Raw genomic sequence first — 15,848 nt, forward strand, 5'->3', positions numbered from 1 at the left:
AGGAGATACGCATGCTGAATTCTGTTTCCCTGACATTTCCCGATGGCTCCGTCCGCGACTACGACGCGGCGATGACCGGTGCCGGTCTCGCCGAATCGATCTCGAAGTCGCTGGCCAAGAAGGCCGTTGCCTACGCCATCGACGGCACGTTGTGCGACCTCAGCGACCCGCTCGGCAAGTCCGGCAAGGTCGAGATCATCACCCGCGACGATCCGCGCGCGCTGGAGCTCATTCGCCATGACACCGCACATGTGCTGGCGGAAGCCGTGCAGGAACTATGGCCGGGGACGCAGGTGACCATCGGGCCGGTGATCGAGAACGGGTTCTACTACGACTTCGCCCGCAACGAGCCGTTCACGCCCGACGACTTTCCGGTGATCGAGAAGAAGATGCGCGAGATCATCGCGCGCAACAAGCCGTTCACCAAGGAGGCCTGGTCGCGCGAGAAGGCAAAAAAGGTCTTCGCCGACAAGGGCGAGCGCTACAAGCTCGAGCTTATCGACGCCATTCCCGAGGACCAGGATCTCAAGATCTATGCTCAAGGCGACTGGTTCGACCTTTGCCGTGGTCCGCACATGGCCTCGACCGGCCAGATCGGCAACGCTTTCAAGCTGATGAAGGTAGCCGGGGCCTATTGGCGCGGCGACTCGAACAACCCGATGCTGACCCGCATCTATGGCACGGCCTGGGCCGACCAGGCGCAGCTCGACGCCTACCAGATGATGCTGGAGGAGGCGGAGAAGCGCGACCATCGCAAGCTCGGCCGCGAAATGGACCTGTTTCATTTCCAGGAAGAGGGTCCGGGCGTCGTCTTCTGGCACGCCAAGGGCTGGAAGATGTTCCAGAACCTGGTCAACTACATGCGCCGCCGCCTCGACGAGCAGGGCTATCAGGAGGTCAACGCGCCGCAGGTGCTCGACAAAAGCCTGTGGGAGACGTCAGGCCATTGGGGCTGGTATCGCGACGCCATGTTCAAGGTGACGGTTGCCGGCGACGATACCGACGACGACCGCGTCTTCGCGCTGAAGCCGATGAACTGCCCGGGCCACGTGCAGATCTTCAAGCATGGGTTGAAGTCATATCGCGATCTACCCGTAAAACTTGCGGAATTCGGCAATGTGCATCGCTACGAACCGTCGGGCGCGTTGCACGGGCTGATGCGCGTGCGTGGCTTCACGCAGGACGACGCCCACATCTTCTGCACCGAGGAGCAATTGGCGTCGGAATGCCTGCGCATCAACGATTTGATCCTGTCGACCTATGCCGATTTCGGTTTTGACGAGATTAGCGTCAAGCTGTCGACGCGACCGGACAAGCGCGTCGGCACCGACGAGGCTTGGGATCATGCCGAGGCGATCATGGGCAGCGTGCTGGAGACGATCAGGACAAGGTCCGGCAATCGGATCAAGACCTCGATCAATCCGGGCGAGGGCGCCTTTTACGGGCCGAAGTTCGAATATGTGCTGAAGGACGCCATCGGCCGCGAATGGCAGTGCGGCACGACGCAGGTCGACTTCAACCTGCCCGAACGCTTCGGTGCCTTCTACATCGGCTCAGATTCCGAGAAGAAGCAGCCTGTCATGGTGCACCGCGCCATCTGCGGTTCGATGGAGCGTTTCCTCGGTATCCTGATCGAGAACTATTCGGGTCATTTCCCGCTGTGGTTCGCACCGCTGCAGGTGGTGGTGGCGACGATCACATCCGACGCCGACGGCTATGCGACCGAGGTGGTGGCAAAACTGAAGGCCGCCGGCTTGTTGGCGGAAGCGGATCTGCGCAACGAGAAGATCAACTACAAGGTGCGCGAACATTCGCTGGCCAAGGTTCCGGTCATCCTCGTCTGCGGCAAGCGCGAGGCGGAGGAGCAGACGGTCAACATGCGCCGCCTGGGATCGCGTGACCAGGAGTCGCTTGGCCTCGCCCAGGCGGTCGAACGGCTGGCCGAAGAAGCGGTCACACCCGATCGCCGGCGCAAGCGCGCGGCCTGATTCAATACGTTTTCGATCGAATGGCGGTGGAGCGATCCACCGCCATTTTCATATCCCTGTCACGCCAACCTTGTAACGAGCCCCCATGCTCAAGCTGAAATTGCGCGAACGACCCTTTCCCGAGCTTTCCTATGCCAATCCGCGCCAGCCGGCGTTGACGCGTTGGTTCATTCATTCGGTCGAAGGCCTTTCGGGCCGCGATCGCTTTGCCGCGCTCTATGATTTCTGGCGCCGCCAGGTCGTGCCGACCGGCGAGTGCGTGTTCAGCCGCATGCTCGAACTGATCGATGTCGGGGTGCGAACTCCCGACCAATGGCCGCCCGCACAACTGCCTGATACCCCGCTTGTGATCGTCGCCAATCATCCCTTCGGCATTGGCGACGGCATCGCCGTCCTCTCGCTCGCCGAGCAGCTCGGGCGGCCGTTCCGGGTGATGATCCACAAGGATCTGCTGAAGATCCGTGAGATGGAACCCTATTCGCTGCCGATCGACTTTTCCGAGACCAAGGACGCGCTGAGGAACAACATGGCCGTGCGCCATGAAGCGGTGCGGCTGCTTAGGGAAGGCGTCACCATCGTGGTGTTTCCGGCTGGCGGCGTCGCCACCGCGCCAAAGGGCTTTGGCCGGGCGCGCGATCTGCCATGGAAGATGTTTCCGGCCCGTCTCGTCCAAGAGGCGAAGGCGTCGGTCGTTCCCATGCATTTTTCCGGACAGAACGGCAGGCTGTTCCATCTGGTCAGCGGGCCTATGAACATGGCTGAGCGCGACGGACGCGTGGCGAGGTTTGTCGGCAAGGCGTCGTTGACCTTGCGCACGTCACTGCTGATCCGAGAATTCGCACGGCTGTCCGGCAAGGCGATCGACGTGCGCGTCGGCGACGTGCTGAGCTGGAGCGAGCTTGAGCCGCTGCGCGAGCGCAAGGCGTTGCTCGATCGCCTTTACCGCGGGGTGTTCGATCTGGCGCCGGCCCTGCCGCGCCGCCGGCTCCGATTCCTGCCGGCGCGGATCAAGCTGGCTGCCTGAGGCTAGTCCGCGCCTTCCTCAGGATCCATCGCCGCCGCCTCGGTCGCCAGAACCTCGATTTCCTGGTTCTGTCCGCCCACGACCGTGAAATCCTTTTGGTAGATGCGGTCGCGGTTCTTGGCGATGATGGTGTAGTCGCCTTCGGCAAGCACCATCGAGGCGAAGGCGCCGACGGTCTCTTTGATCGGATCGCCGGATTCGTTGAGCAGCGACCACGACGTGTCGGCGATCGCTTCGCCGCCGGCTTCGCGCACCAGCTTCATCGTGATCTCGGCGGCGTGATGCTCGACGGTGGCTTCAGTCAGCTTGCCGGCCTCGACGCGGATGTCGGAGCGGATGACCGCGTTGACCGCGCCATAGGTCGAGACGACGTGATAGATGCCGGCATTGAGCCGTACGACGCTGTTGGGTTCGACGTCCGGAATGATCAGGGCACGATCGCCATTGGGCTCGGCATGGCCTTCATAGATCGAGAAGCGCAGTTTCTTCGGCGGTATGCGCACGCCGCCGGACAGAACCGCGTCGAGCTTCAGGCCGCCGGCGTCGAGCACGACGCTTTCTCGTTTGGTATCCTTGCCGACTGTGATGCGCTTGGTGGCGCCGGCGCGGCCATAGGAGGCATGAACCAGATAGCTGCCGGGTTCGAGCTGGAAGACGGCCGTGCCGCCATGCGCGGACGCCACCATCGGTAATTTGCCGTTGACGGCTTCGGGCTTGAAGACACGCCAGACGAGGCCGCGGGTGATGTCGGCGCCCTTGTCGGTCAGCTGGGCAGAAAGCGTGATGGCGCCGCCGCCGCTTAGCGCAAGCGACGTTTCGCTCTTGGGCGTCGCATAGCTCGAAATTCCGGGAAGTTTCAGGTCGCTGACGCCGTCCTTTTCCTGCGCGACAGCCATGGAGACCGGCAGCAGGAACAGCGCGGCGCAGAGCCGGACCAGGAAAAGACGCAGTCGCCCCTCAAACATGCCTTGCGTTGAAGCCCATGGCGGTGGCAATTTCAAGGCTTAAGAGTCCGATCCGTGACTCTTCAGCTGGCGCTTGCGCGCCTTTGCCCGAGCCGCCCGACTTCGCGATGGTGCGCTTCAGCTCAAAACAGAGTGTCTAGGAGACTTGCGTCCATGGCGTCGCCGATCATCGACTTCCTGCTGACCCGAAATTCAGCCCCGATTCCAGATCTCAAGGAGCCGGCGCCCAGCGATGCCGATATCGCAATGATGATTGCCGCCGCCACGCGCGTGCCCGATCATGGCCGGCTCGAGCCCTGGCGCTTCATCCTCTATCGCGGCGATGCCCGCGTCGAGATCGGCAGGAAGCTGGCGGAGCTTGCCGAACGGCGGGAAGGGCCGCTGCCCGAGGGCCGCCGCAACCAGGAACTGGCTCGGTTCTCGCGCGCGCCGCTGGTGATCGGCGTCGTTTCGGTGCCGAAGGACAACCCAAAAATCCCGCAATGGGAGATGTTCCTGTCAGGCGGCATGGCGGCGATGAACCTGATGCTTGCTGCCAATGCGCTGGGCTATGGCACCAACATGATCAGCAACTGGTATTCCGACGTGCCGGAGGGCAGGGCGGTGCTCGGACTGGCGCCGCAGGAGCGCGTTATCGGTTTCATCCATATCGGATCTTATGCCGGCCCGGCGCCTGAGCGGCCACGGCCTGATCCGGCAAAGCTCTACGCGGATTACTCGGGGCCCTGGGCCGGCTGAATGTTCTACGAGCCGTCCAAGGGCCACGGGCTGCCGCATGATCCGTCGAAGGCGATCGTGGCGCCGCGCCCTATCGGCTGGATATCGACGCTGAACAGAGCGGGCGAGATCAATCTCGCACCATACTCCTTCTTCAATGCGGTTTCGACGCGCCCCTTCATCGTCTGGTTCTCCTCGGAGGGCGAGAAGGACAGCGCGACCTTTGCCCAGGAGACCGGCGAGTTCGTCGCCAATCTGGTCAGCCGCGACCTTGCGGAGAAGATGAATTACACGTCCGTCAACGCGCCGCGCGGCGTCAACGAGTTCGTCTATGCCGACCTCGCCATGGCGCCTTCGCGCCTCGTCAGGCCGCCGCGCGTGGCGGCAGCGCCTGCCGCGCTCGAATGGCGGGTGACGGAAGTCTTTCGCCCAAAGGCGCTGGACGGAACGCCAACCAGTGCCGTCGTCGTCGCCGGCGAAGTGGTCGGCGTGCACATTGACGATGCCTTCCTGACGGAGGGGCTGTTCGACATCACCAAGGCCGGCAACGTGGCTCGTCTCGGCTATATGGACTATGCCAGCGTCAACGAGGTCTTTTCGATGCGCCGGCCGCGCTGGGGCGAGGAATAAGGGCTCCGCACTCGTCCGGCCTTGCCGGCGTTTGTTCGCCGCCTGGCGATCATGACGGCCCGCACTAGACTACTGGTCTATGCCTGCGGGGGGCATATCGTGGAAGGTCGATCATGATCGCGAAATTGGTCCTTCAGACATTCATCTGGTTCGGCGTCATGGGCGCCTTGCTCTTCCTGTCGGCCGGCACGCTTGCTTGGCCGGCGGCGTGGGTCTATCTGGTCGTGATGGTCGGGCTCAGTTTCACCTTGGGCGTGACGATGGCGCGGCGCGATCCTGGCCTGATGAATGAGCGGCTGAGTTCTCCCATCCAGAAGAATCAGACCGCTGCCGACAAGGTCCTGCTGTCCATACTTCTGCTCGCCATTTTTGGGTGGCAGATCTTCATGGGATTCGATTTCCGTTTCGGCTGGTCGCCGGTTCCCGTCTGGGCGCAGGTTGTCGGCGCGCTGATCCTGCTGATCGGAATCTGGATCTGCTACCTGACCATGCTGGAGAACAGCTTCGCGGCGCCCGTCGTGAAGATCCAGGATGAGCGTGGACAGCACGTGATCAGCACGGGTCCGTACAGCTACGTCCGCCATCCGATGTATGCCGGCGCCATTCTCTTCTTCGCCGGCACGGCACTCCTGCTTGGCTCCTGGTGGGGACTGGCATTGGTGCTCGTATTCATCGTTCTCCTGGCCATCCGCATCTTCATCGAAGAGAACACGCTTCGCACTGGCCTGCGCGGCTATGACGACTACGCAGCCAATGTTCGCTACCGCCTGATCCCGATGGTCTGGTAGCGATTCCGAAGTCTAGCCGGAAATCCCTGCGGCCTTGGCGCGCGCCAGAAGCCGTTCGGCCAACCGCAGATGCGGCCGGTCATACATCTTGCCGTCGATGCCGACGACGCCGGGATTTCCCGCCGCCTCGAAGGCGGCGACGATGGCCGCCGATTGCCTCACGGCTTCGATCGACGGTGTGAAGGCCTTGTTGATGACCGGCACCTGGTTGGGATGGATCGCCATCTTGCCGGTGAAGCCATCCCGCTCGGCCTCGGCACACTCAGCGGAGAAGGCCGCCATGTCTCGAAAATTCGGAAACACCGTGTCGATTGCCGCCACCTCCGCGGCGCCGGCCGCAAGGATGGTCATGGTGCGGGCGAAGCGGAAGACGTCGGTGTAGCGGCCATGCTCGTCGCGGGCGGCGCGAGCGCCGATCGCCGCCGACAGGTCTTCCGCACCCCACGTGACGCCGGCGAGCCGTGTGCTTGCGCCGGCATAGGTGGCGGCGGCCAGCGCGCCCGCGGGGGTTTCGGTGATGATCGGCAGGATTTTGATCGTTCCGTCGGTCAGGCCGCTTTCAGCCTCGTGAACGCGGAGCTTTGCCGAGAGGTGCTGCACATCCTGGCCGCTGTTCGACTTCGGCAGCATGATGCCGTGCGGCTTCGCCGGAACGAGCGCGGCAAGATCCTCGTCCGTCAACCCGGTCGAGAGGTCGTTGACTCTGATATAGATTGCCGGGCTGGTCTGGCCCCTGCGTTCGATGATGAAGCGTGCCGCGATTTCGCGCGCCGTTGCCTTGTTCTGCGGCGCCACGGAGTCTTCGAGATCGACGATGATCACGTCGGCACCGGCGCCAAAGCCTTTCTCCAGCTTCCGCTCGGAATCGCCGGGGACAAACAGCATCGAGCGCATCAGGCGGCCTTCTTCAGCATCATCGCTTGCCTGACGCATTTGGCGACGAGGTCGCCATGCTGGTTGTAGGCGCGGTGCTCGAATTCGACGATGCCACGATCCGGCTTCGATTTCGATTCCCTTGCCGAGATGACTGTGGTCTCGACGCGGATGGTGTCGCCATGGAAGACCGGATGCGGAAACACGGTTTCCTTCATGCCGAGATTGGCGACCGTCGTGCCGACGGTGATGTCATTGACCGAAATGCCGATCATCAGGCCCAGCGTGAACAGCGAGTTGACGAGCGGCTTGCCCCACTCGCTCTTAGCGGCGAAATCGAAGTCGATATGGAGAGGTTGCGGGTTCAGCGTCATCACCGAAAACAGCATGTTGTCGCTCTCGGTCACGGTCTTGCGCAGCGTGTGCTGAAAGACATGGCCGACGACGAACTCTTCGAGATAAAGCCCGGCCATTTTCTGTTTCCTCCATTGATCGACGGTTGATAGGCGCTGCATCTGGCGCTCGCAAGCCAGTTAATGAACATGGTGAACCGTTCGTAAACCATTTCTGCCTACCGTCTCCAACGGGGCCGGAAACCTTCCGGCAAGGGGCGTTAGCAGACGGGCATGGTAGTTGTTTCGCATTTCCTGAAATGGATCTACACGGCCAGGGTGTCGGAGCGCGCAGCCGCGGCAAGCGCACTGGCCCGGGCCTATGTCAATTCCGAATTGCCGTTCGAGGACCGCTGCGCCGCCGAGGCGGCGCTGACGCTGCTGCTCGACGATGCCTCGTCGAAGGTGCGGCTGGCAATGGCCGAAGCGCTCTCGATGAGCCACCACGCGCCGCTCCAGATCATCAGTGCGCTGGCGTCGGACCAGCCGGAGGTCGCCGGTGTGGTGCTGGCGCGCTCGCCGCTGCTTACCGACGCCGATCTGATCAGCCGCGTGGCGGCGAGCCAGAAGGCGACGCAGAAGCTGATCGCCGACCGTCCGCTCGTCTCGATGGCGTTGTCGGCGGCCATCGCCGAGATCGGCGAGGCGGAAGCCTGCGCGGTTCTGCTGGCCAACAGCGGTGCCGCGATCGCTTCGCTGAGCTTCCGCCGCATGGCCGAACGCCACGGGCATCTCCCCCTGGTGCGCGAGGCGCTGATATCGGATATCAGGCTGCCGGCCGACTGCCGTCATATGCTGCTCATCAAACTCGGCGAGACATTGAAGACATCGCCGCTGGTCATGGCTTTGATGGGAGCAGCGCGTGCCGATCGCGTCATGCGGGACGCCTGCGTCAAGGCTTCCGTGACGCTGATCGAAGGCACGCGCCAGGAAGAACACGCGGCGCTGATCGAACATCTCAGGCTGCGCGGCGATCTCACCGCCAGCTTCCTCATCCGCACCATTGCGCATGGCAAGGTCGACTTCTTCGGCTCGACGCTGGTGGCGCTCGGCCAGCAATCCGAGCAGCGGGTGAGAGCGCTGCTGGCCGGCGGGCACGATGTCGCCTTGCAGGCGCTGTTCCGCAGCGCCGGCCTGGCTGCCGCCACACATGCGATCATCCTGCGTGCGCTGAAAATCTGGCGGGAGGTCGCCAATGGCAAGCGCGTCGCCGGCGTGCAGGAAGTCAGCTGGCTGATGCTCAAGGACTTGGGCGGGCAATCCGCGGAAGGCGATCTTGCCGCTCTGGTTAAGTCGATCCATCTCGACGCACTGCGCGAGAACGCGCGCGGCCACGCGCTGGCGATCGCGGCGGCCTAAGCCTTATCTCTCGCAAAAAAATCCGGAAAATCTTCCATTGCGGCGGCTATAATGCGCAGCGATGCCGCGACCTGCAGCAATTCGCCGGTGGCGTTTCGCTGGGCGATGCCTGCCGCGTAATGCCGGGCGACGGCGACGGTGGATGTCCTTGGATCGCCGGGCGCGCGGAAGAGCAGTTCGCGCGCCAATCCCCTCAGGAAGTTGGCGATTGAAAGCGCGGTCTCGGGCGGGATGGAGTGGCTCCGGCTCGCACCGCGCAGCCGCAGGATTTCGAGACCGACCGTGACTGCCGCCACACCGCCGCCCAGGACCGCCTCGCCCGTCCTGCCGGAATTCTGCACCAGCGGCATCAGCTGGTTGATCCGGTCATAGGCGAGGCTCTCGAAGGCAGAACGTCTCGGCACGCGCTCGTGCAGGCAAAGCCTCGCCAAATCCTCGCGCATGGCCCGCACGATGCGGTTGGCCGCAAGCCATGGGTCGGCAGGCAGCACGATGATGAAGACACCGATCGCCAGCAGGATACCGACCAGGATGGATGCCGAGCCGGCGAGGAAGGGGCCGGGATCGTAGGTCATCGCCTGATGCGGACTGAGGAAGGCGAGGAAGTTGATGGCGAAGGCCGTTGCCACGCCAACGTAGCGCGGATTGGCCATGGCGAGCGCCGCCGGCACCAGGATCGGCACGACAAAAAGCGTGAACCAGCCGAAGCCGGGCAAAGCGGGAAGCGCGATCTGGCCGACGAGGAAGGCAAAGGGCAGAGCGAGCAGTGTTCCCTTGAAGAAACCCCAGGACACCTGCACAGGGTCGGGGCGAGAGGCAAACAGGCTCGACACGACGGCAACGAGAATGACGGTGCCGGCCGCCTCCGACCATTTCGTCGTCAGCCAGAACGCCGCGACCAGCAGCGTGGCAAGGGCGGCGCGGATGGCGTTGCGCACCGCGCCGGGATAGTCGCGATGCACCACCAGCGCGGGCTGCCGGCTGCCGGGGCGCGGACGGCGCGTTACCGGCGCGCGTAGGGCATCGAGCCCGCGCAGCGCCTGCTTCAGCGCCTCGGCGAAATCCGCGGCGATTGTGAGGCGGGTGATGGTGCCAACCCTGTCGTCGCCCTGGTCGGTCGAGGCATCGGGCATTTGCCGGGCCTTCGCCGAAATCGCGTCGAGCCGTGCCACCCAGGGGGCAGTGTCGTCCAGCGCGCCGGGCTTGGCCGCCAGTTCGCTGACAAGTGTGTGCAGTTCGCCGCGTACCGGGATGAGTGCCGCGTTCTTTGGCGCTGCGTGCGAATGCAGGGCGCGTGCCGCCGACAGCGCCGAGAGCAATTGTCCGATGGTGCGCCGCACCGGGTGGGCGCGGGGCGCGAAGCTCGGTGCCTCGAGCCTGGCATAGGCGCGCATCTCGCCAAGCGTCTGGGTGTCGGCGACCAGCTTCCGGTGCAGGCCGGAAAGCGTTGCCGGATCGCCGCCGGAGAACGCGCCGCCGGCATAGGTAGCGAGATCGAGAATGCAGCGTTTCAGCCGCGAAATAATGGCGTCACTGGCCAGTTTCGGTAGGATCAGGCGGCTGGTCAGGCCGGCGCAGACGATACCGAGCGCGATCTCCGCGCAACGCGCGACGGCAAGGTCGACGACCAGATGCGGCTGCCCGAAGGCGGGCAGGCCGATGATCATGGCGGTGTAACCGGCAAGCGCCGCACCATAGGCTTCGGGATTGCGCAGCAGCGACGAGACGAGGGTGCAGATACCGATCCAGACGGCGAGCACCGTCACCAGCAGCCATGGATTGGTGCCGAACACGGTGGTGATCCCTATGGCCGCAACGCCGCCGGCAAGCGTGCCGAGCAACCGGTAAAAACCCTTGGCCAGCACCATGCCGGCGACCGGTTGGGCGACGATGAACACCGTCATCATCGCCCATTGCGGGTGGTCGAGCTTGAGGGCGTAGGCAGCCAGAAGTGCGATCAGGCCGGCCGAAACAGTGCGAAGCGCGAAAATCCAGTCCGAACGCGTCGGCAGCGTCAATCCGGCTAAACTCGCCTCGAAGTAGCCCTTCAGCCGCACCCAGGTCACATACTCGTCTCCGCAACTGGAGCCTGTGTTATGGACCGGCTGGCCGCTAGATATCCAGCACTTCCGTCTCCGCGAATTCGGCGCGTTCCTGGATGAAACGGAAGCGGGCTTCCGGCTTGGTGCCCATCAGCGCATCGACCGCGTCCTTGGTCGCGGCCTCGGCGTCGATCACGTCGACCCTGAGCAGCGTGCGCTTCCTCGGGTCCATGGTGGTCTCCTTGAGCTGCGCCGCCATCATCTCGCCCAGGCCCTTGAAACGGCCAAGCTCGACCTTGCCGCGCCCGGTGAATTCGGTGCGCAGGAGCTCGTCCTTGTGGGCATCGTCGCGGGCGTAGGCGACCTTGCCGCCTTGCCTGATCGAGTAAAGTGGCGGCACTGCCAGATAGAGATGGCCGCCACGCACCAGCGCCGGCATCTCCTGGTAGAAGAAGGTGATCAGCAGCGAGGCGATGTGGGCGCCGTCGACGTCGGCGTCGGTCATGATGATCACGCGGTCGTAGCGCAAATCCTCGTCGCGGTACTTAGAGCGCGTGCCGCAGCCGAGCGCCTGGATCAGGTCCGATATCTGCTGGTTGGCAGCCAGCTTGTCGTTGCCGGCGCTGGCGACATTGAGGATTTTTCCGCGCAGCGGCAGCACCGCCTGGCTGGCACGGTCGCGCGCCTGCTTGGCCGAGCCGCCGGCCGAGTCGCCTTCGACGATGAAGAGTTCGGCGCCGGCAGCGGCGTTCTGCGTGCAGTCGGCGAGCTTGCCCGGCAGGCGCAATTTGCGCACGGCGCTCTTGCGCGACACTTCTTTTTCCTGGCGGCGGCGCACCCTCTCGTCGGCGCGCGCGATCACCCATTCGAGCAGCTTCGAGGCCTCTTGCGGATTGTCGGCCAGCCAATGGTCGAACGGATCGCGGATCGCGGTCTCGACAATCCGAATGGCCTCGATCGTCGCCAACCGGTCCTTGGTCTGGCCGACGAATTCAGGTTCGCGGATGAACACCGACAGCATGCCCGCCGCCGAGATCATGACGTCTTCCGAGGTGACGATCGAGGCGCGCTTGTTGCCGACGAGGTCGGCATAGGCGCGCAAACCGCGCGTCAGCACGTTGCGGAAGCCGGCTTCGTGGGTGCCGCCTTCGCCGGTCGGGATGGTGTTGCAGTAGGAATTGATGAAGCCGTCGCCGCCGAACCAGGTCACCGCCCATTCAAGCGAACCATGGCCGCCCTGCTTCTCGCTCTTGCCGGCGAAGATTTCGCGCGTCACCTGGAAATCGTCGCCCAGCGATGCCTTGAGATAGTCCTTCAAGCCGCCAGGGAAATGGAACTCCGCCTTCGCCGGCGTCTGGTCCTTTTCCTTGATCAGCGAGGGATCGCAGGTCCAGCGGATCTCGACGCCGCCGAACAGATACGCCTTCGAGCGCGTCATGCGGTAAAGCCGCGCCGGCTCGAATGCGGCGCCCTTGCCGAAGATCTGCTCGTCCGGATGGAAGCGGATCTTGGTGCCGCGCCGGTTGTGGATTTCGCCAAGCTGCTCCAGGCCGCTTACCGGAACGCCGCGCGAGAAGCGCTGACGGTATAATTGACGGCCCCGCGCGACTTCGACCTCGAGATGGTCCGACAGGGCGTTGACCACGGACACGCCCACGCCGTGCAGGCCGCCTGATGTTTCGTAGACCTTGGAATCGAACTTGCCGCCCGAATGCAGCGTCGTCATGATCACTTCGAGCGCGGGCTTCTTGAATTTCGGATGCGGATCGACCGGGATGCCGCGGCCATTGTCGGTGACAGAGAGATAGCCGTCGGCCGAGAGTTCGACATCGATGAAGGTGGCATGACCGGCGACTGCCTCGTCCATCGAATTGTCGATGACCTCGGCGAACAGATGGTGCATCGCCTTGTCGTCGGTGCCGCCAATATACATGCCCGGCCGGCGGCGCACCGGCTCCAGCCCTTCGAGCACCTCGATGTCGGCGGCACTGTAGCCTTCCGAGCCGTCACGACTTGCGGCGGGGCGCCTGGCCGCCGCCTTCACCAGTGGATCGGCCGGGCGCGCCGCCGCCCGAACCGGCTGCGGCTGCTTGTCCAGATCTCGGAAAAGGTCGTTGCTGTCGTCCATGCCTGCCATAAGTCCGGTGCTGCGAATCACTCGCCGATACTGCCACGCTTTTCAGCGCCAAGCGACGGAGGTTCCTGTTACGTTCGGGGATCTGAACCCTCTTATCTTAAAACCATTCGATAACCAAGGCGGCCGAAATAGGTCAAATGCCGCCGCGCAAGATTCCTGATTCTTTAACAATGACGCCTAGCGTGAGCCCAACATAACAAGAAAACGACGGGCAGCAGGGGTTTCGGCGTGAGGGGCAAGGCCATAACGATGATCGGTATCGCCGCCGTTTTCGGCGCGATCTCGATCTTTGCCGCGGATTTCTGGGTCAAGAGCCAGGCCAAGGCCGATGCCGGGGAGAAAACGGCTTCGATCGCTGCTCCGGCCGCGCCCAGGATCGAGTTCAAGACCATCGTGGTGGCGAGCGCGCCGTTGCGCTATGGCATGGAACTCGACCGCGCCAAGCTGATCCAAATCCCCTGGCCGCAGGATTCGCTGCCGCAGGGTGCCTTTGCCACCATCGATGGATTGCTCGGCGATGGTGGCCGCGTTGTGCTGTCGCCGATCGAGGTCAACGAACCGGTGCTGCTGACAAAGCTGTCGGGGCCTAACGGCCGCGCGACGCTCTCCAACATGCTGACGCCCGGAATGCGGGCGGTCACAATCCGCACCGACGAGATCGCCGGCGTCGGAGGTTTCGTCACGCCGGGCGACCGCGTCGATGTCGTGCTGACACGCGATGCCGGTGAAATCCAGGAAGTCGCCAAGAACGCGCAAGGGGCAGCCGGCTCGACCATCACCTCCGAAATCGTCGTCGCCGACGCCAAGGTGCTGAGCGTCGGCCAGGGCGCCGACGTGCGCCAGACCACGCCGCAGGTGGCCAATTCCGTGACCCTCGAGGTGACGACCGAGGGCGCGCAGAAAGTGGCGCTTGCCCGCACGGTCGGCACGCTGTCGTTGTCGCTGCGCTCCGCCAGCGAAGGCGGCGACGGCAAGAACGGCGTCACCACCATCTCTTCCTTCGGCGGATCGGTCGCGGGCAAAGCCCAGGCCGCGGCCGGCTCGCTGTTCGATGCGGTGATCAAGGAGCCTGAGAAGCCGAAGTTCAGGACGGTCATCGTGACACGTGGGACGACAGCCGAGGAATATCAGGTTCCTTCGAAGGACCAGAAGTAAAGCCGGTGGGGACCAGGCGGGACGGGACAATGCCGATGCGTAGCCTATTTCGAATGACGGACCGGTCGCGCTTTGTGCGCGCCCTGGCAATGACGGTTGCACTGGCCACGAGCGGGATGCTCGCTTTGCCTGGCGCTGCCAAGGCCGACAACGAAGTGGTCTATGTCTCGTCGACCAGAAATGCGTCGATCAAGGTCGCCAAGGGCAAGCCCAAGACGATCGTGACGAGCGCCGCCTTCTACCAGATCGTCATCGGCGATCCGGAGATCGCCAACGTCAACCCTTTGACCGACAAATCCTTCTATGTGCTCGGTAACAATCTCGGCACCACTGGCATCGCGCTGTTCGACGACAAAAAGCAGCTTGTCGGCACCATCGACATCGAGGTGACGCTCGACACCGACCAACTGGCCAGCACAATCCGCGCCAGCGTGCCGGATGCCAAGATCAAGGTCGGCTCGGCCAATGGCCGCGTCGTGCTGTCGGGCGAGGCGGATGACGCGGTCGCCGCCGAAAAGGCAAACAAGATCGCCACCCGCTTTTCCGGCAACGAGGAGGTGATCAACTCGGTCAACATCTCGTCCTCGCAGCAGGTCCAGCTCAATGTCCGCTTCGTCGAGATCAACCGCCAGGCAGGCCAGGATCTCGGCGCCAAATACAGCGCCAATTTCGCCTACGGCCTTGGCGGGCGCGACGTCACCATCGATCCGGGAACCGTGCCTGGGGCCGGGACCGGCGAGATCATCGGCCGGCTGCTTTCGAATGGTGTGTCGATCGATATCGCCATCAAGGCGCTGGAAGAACGTGGCCTGGCCCGTCGGCTGGCCGAGCCGAACCTGATCGCCCGGTCCGGCGAGACGGCGAGCTTCCTAGCCGGCGGCGAATTCCCGATCCCGGTTTCGGAGGAAAACGGCAAGATCTCGGTCAGCTACAAGAAATACGGTGTCAGCCTGGACTTCACGCCGACAGTGCTCAAGGACGGGTTGGTCAGCCTCGACATCGCGCCGGAAGTGTCTTCCATCGACGCGTCGGCCTCCTACAACATCGGCAACATTTCGGTGCCCGGTTTCATCGTGCGCCGCGCCAAGACCTCGGTCGACTTGAAGAACGGCCAGAGCTTCATGATCGCCGGGCTGCTGCAGTCGCAAAACGACATCACCACGTCGCGCATTCCCGGCCTCGGCAAGATGCCGGTGCTCGGGGCCCTGTTCTCGTCGAAATCCTACCAGCGGCGCGAGACCGACCTGGTCATCATTGTCACGCCCTATCTGGTCAAGCCGGTCGATCCGTCGAAGAAGATGGCCGAGCCGACCAACGGCACGCAGCCGGCCAGCAACGTCGACTATTTCCTCAACAACACCGAGGAAGTGAAGGGGCCGGACACCAACCGCGCACTGGCGCTGGCCGATGGCAGTGCCGCACGGGTCGCTCCCGCCACCACGGTCGGGCATTTCCTCGACCTGCCGAAGGACTGAAGCCATGCGTCGTCTGGTCCTGAGATCGAGCATCGCCTTGCTTCTTGCCGGTTTGGCCGGCGGCTGCACCAGCGACGATTATGTGCGCAGCGAAGGGGTGACGCCGGGCGCGGGCGAGGCCCAGGCCGCCAACACCGTCATGCAGATGGTCGACCCGTGGAAGTACGGTGTCCAGAACACCAGGCTTCTGGTGCCCGCCAAGCGCGGCGATGCCGGACCCGTCACACCCGATCAAGCGGCGGGCGCGAAGGCATCGCAGACAAGCTCAAGTAACTGATCCAAAAGGGCAACTGATCGAAGGCG

General features: G+C 63.8%; 14 protein-coding genes. 9 read left to right on the forward strand and 5 right to left on the reverse strand.

What is annotated here, in order from left to right:
* The first annotated feature begins 11 nt into the window (after nucleotides 1-11).
* Nucleotides 12-1,988 (forward strand): threonine--tRNA ligase, encoded by a 1,977-nt coding sequence (gene thrS, locus JT360_RS05965; RefSeq protein ID WP_214470683.1) that lies wholly within the window; start codon nucleotides 12-14, stop codon nucleotides 1,986-1,988.
* An 85-nt stretch (nucleotides 1,989-2,073) separates the two neighbouring features.
* Nucleotides 2,074-3,012 carry a lysophospholipid acyltransferase family protein gene (locus tag JT360_RS05970; protein ID WP_214470684.1) on the forward strand — a complete coding sequence of 313 codons (939 nt, stop codon included), beginning with the start codon at nucleotides 2,074-2,076 and terminating at the stop codon, nucleotides 3,010-3,012.
* A 2-nt stretch (nucleotides 3,013-3,014) separates the two neighbouring features.
* Here the strand turns inward: JT360_RS05970 and JT360_RS05975 are convergent, their stop codons facing one another.
* Nucleotides 3,015-3,977 carry an RgsD C-terminal domain-containing protein gene (locus JT360_RS05975; RefSeq protein ID WP_214470685.1) on the reverse strand — a complete coding sequence of 321 codons (963 nt, stop codon included), beginning with the start codon at nucleotides 3,975-3,977 and terminating at the stop codon, nucleotides 3,015-3,017.
* A gap of 153 nt (nucleotides 3,978-4,130) precedes the next feature.
* On the opposite strand from JT360_RS05975, the gene JT360_RS05980 reads away from it, so the two are divergent.
* From JT360_RS05980 to JT360_RS05990, 3 genes are all read left to right on the forward strand, one after another.
* Complete coding sequence (locus JT360_RS05980; protein ID WP_214470686.1) at nucleotides 4,131-4,715, forward strand: nitroreductase family protein; 585 nt, start codon at nucleotides 4,131-4,133, stop codon at nucleotides 4,713-4,715.
* Nucleotides 4,716-5,324 (forward strand): flavin reductase family protein, encoded by a 609-nt coding sequence (locus JT360_RS05985; RefSeq protein ID WP_214470687.1) that lies wholly within the window; start codon nucleotides 4,716-4,718, stop codon nucleotides 5,322-5,324. It abuts the gene before it with no gap.
* A gap of 113 nt (nucleotides 5,325-5,437) precedes the next feature.
* Entirely contained in the window at nucleotides 5,438-6,112 is a 675-nt protein-coding gene (locus tag JT360_RS05990; RefSeq protein WP_214470688.1) for a methyltransferase family protein, read from the forward strand.
* A 12-nt stretch (nucleotides 6,113-6,124) separates the two neighbouring features.
* Here the strand turns inward: JT360_RS05990 and JT360_RS05995 are convergent, their stop codons facing one another.
* Both JT360_RS05995 and JT360_RS06000 read right to left on the reverse strand, forming a co-directional pair.
* Nucleotides 6,125-7,006, reverse strand: coding sequence for an HpcH/HpaI aldolase/citrate lyase family protein (locus JT360_RS05995; RefSeq protein WP_214470749.1), 882 nt, complete (start codon nucleotides 7,004-7,006; stop codon nucleotides 6,125-6,127).
* Nucleotides 7,006-7,458 (reverse strand): MaoC family dehydratase, encoded by a 453-nt coding sequence (locus tag JT360_RS06000; protein WP_214470689.1) that lies wholly within the window; start codon nucleotides 7,456-7,458, stop codon nucleotides 7,006-7,008. The genes JT360_RS05995 and JT360_RS06000 overlap by 1 nt, the downstream gene beginning before the upstream one ends.
* A 153-nt stretch (nucleotides 7,459-7,611) precedes the next feature.
* Between JT360_RS06000 and JT360_RS06005 the strand changes: the two genes are divergently transcribed.
* The gene (locus tag JT360_RS06005; RefSeq protein WP_214470690.1) at nucleotides 7,612-8,736 is read left to right on the forward strand and encodes a DUF2336 domain-containing protein; all 1,125 of its coding nucleotides are present in this window, start codon (nucleotides 7,612-7,614) and stop codon (nucleotides 8,734-8,736) included.
* Here the strand turns inward: JT360_RS06005 and JT360_RS06010 are convergent.
* Both JT360_RS06010 and parE read right to left on the reverse strand, forming a co-directional pair.
* Complete coding sequence (locus tag JT360_RS06010; protein ID WP_214470691.1) at nucleotides 8,733-10,802, reverse strand: FUSC family protein; 2,070 nt, start codon at nucleotides 10,800-10,802, stop codon at nucleotides 8,733-8,735. The genes JT360_RS06005 and JT360_RS06010 overlap by 4 nt on opposite strands.
* Before the next feature lie 46 nt (nucleotides 10,803-10,848).
* On the reverse strand, nucleotides 10,849-12,906 hold the full coding sequence (parE, locus tag JT360_RS06015) for a DNA topoisomerase IV subunit B (protein WP_214470692.1): 2,058 nt from the start codon (nucleotides 12,904-12,906) through the stop codon (nucleotides 10,849-10,851).
* A gap of 258 nt (nucleotides 12,907-13,164) precedes the next feature.
* Between parE and cpaB the strand changes: the two genes are divergently transcribed.
* The 3 genes from cpaB to JT360_RS06030 are packed head-to-tail and all read left to right on the forward strand — an operon-like array spanning nucleotide 13,165 to nucleotide 15,822.
* Nucleotides 13,165-14,070, forward strand: coding sequence for a Flp pilus assembly protein CpaB (gene cpaB / locus JT360_RS06020; RefSeq protein ID WP_214470693.1), 906 nt, complete (start codon nucleotides 13,165-13,167; stop codon nucleotides 14,068-14,070).
* Between the two features lie 29 nt (nucleotides 14,071-14,099).
* Nucleotides 14,100-15,545 (forward strand): type II and III secretion system protein family protein, encoded by a 1,446-nt coding sequence (locus JT360_RS06025; RefSeq protein ID WP_214470694.1) that lies wholly within the window; start codon nucleotides 14,100-14,102, stop codon nucleotides 15,543-15,545.
* A gap of 4 nt (nucleotides 15,546-15,549) precedes the next feature.
* Nucleotides 15,550-15,822, forward strand: coding sequence for a hypothetical protein (locus JT360_RS06030; RefSeq protein WP_214470695.1), 273 nt, complete (start codon nucleotides 15,550-15,552; stop codon nucleotides 15,820-15,822).
* The last annotated feature ends 26 nt before the right edge of the window (nucleotides 15,823-15,848 follow it).

This window comes from Mesorhizobium sp. dw_380, assembly GCF_018588885.1.
Taxonomy (GTDB): domain Bacteria; phylum Pseudomonadota; class Alphaproteobacteria; order Rhizobiales; family Rhizobiaceae; genus Mesorhizobium.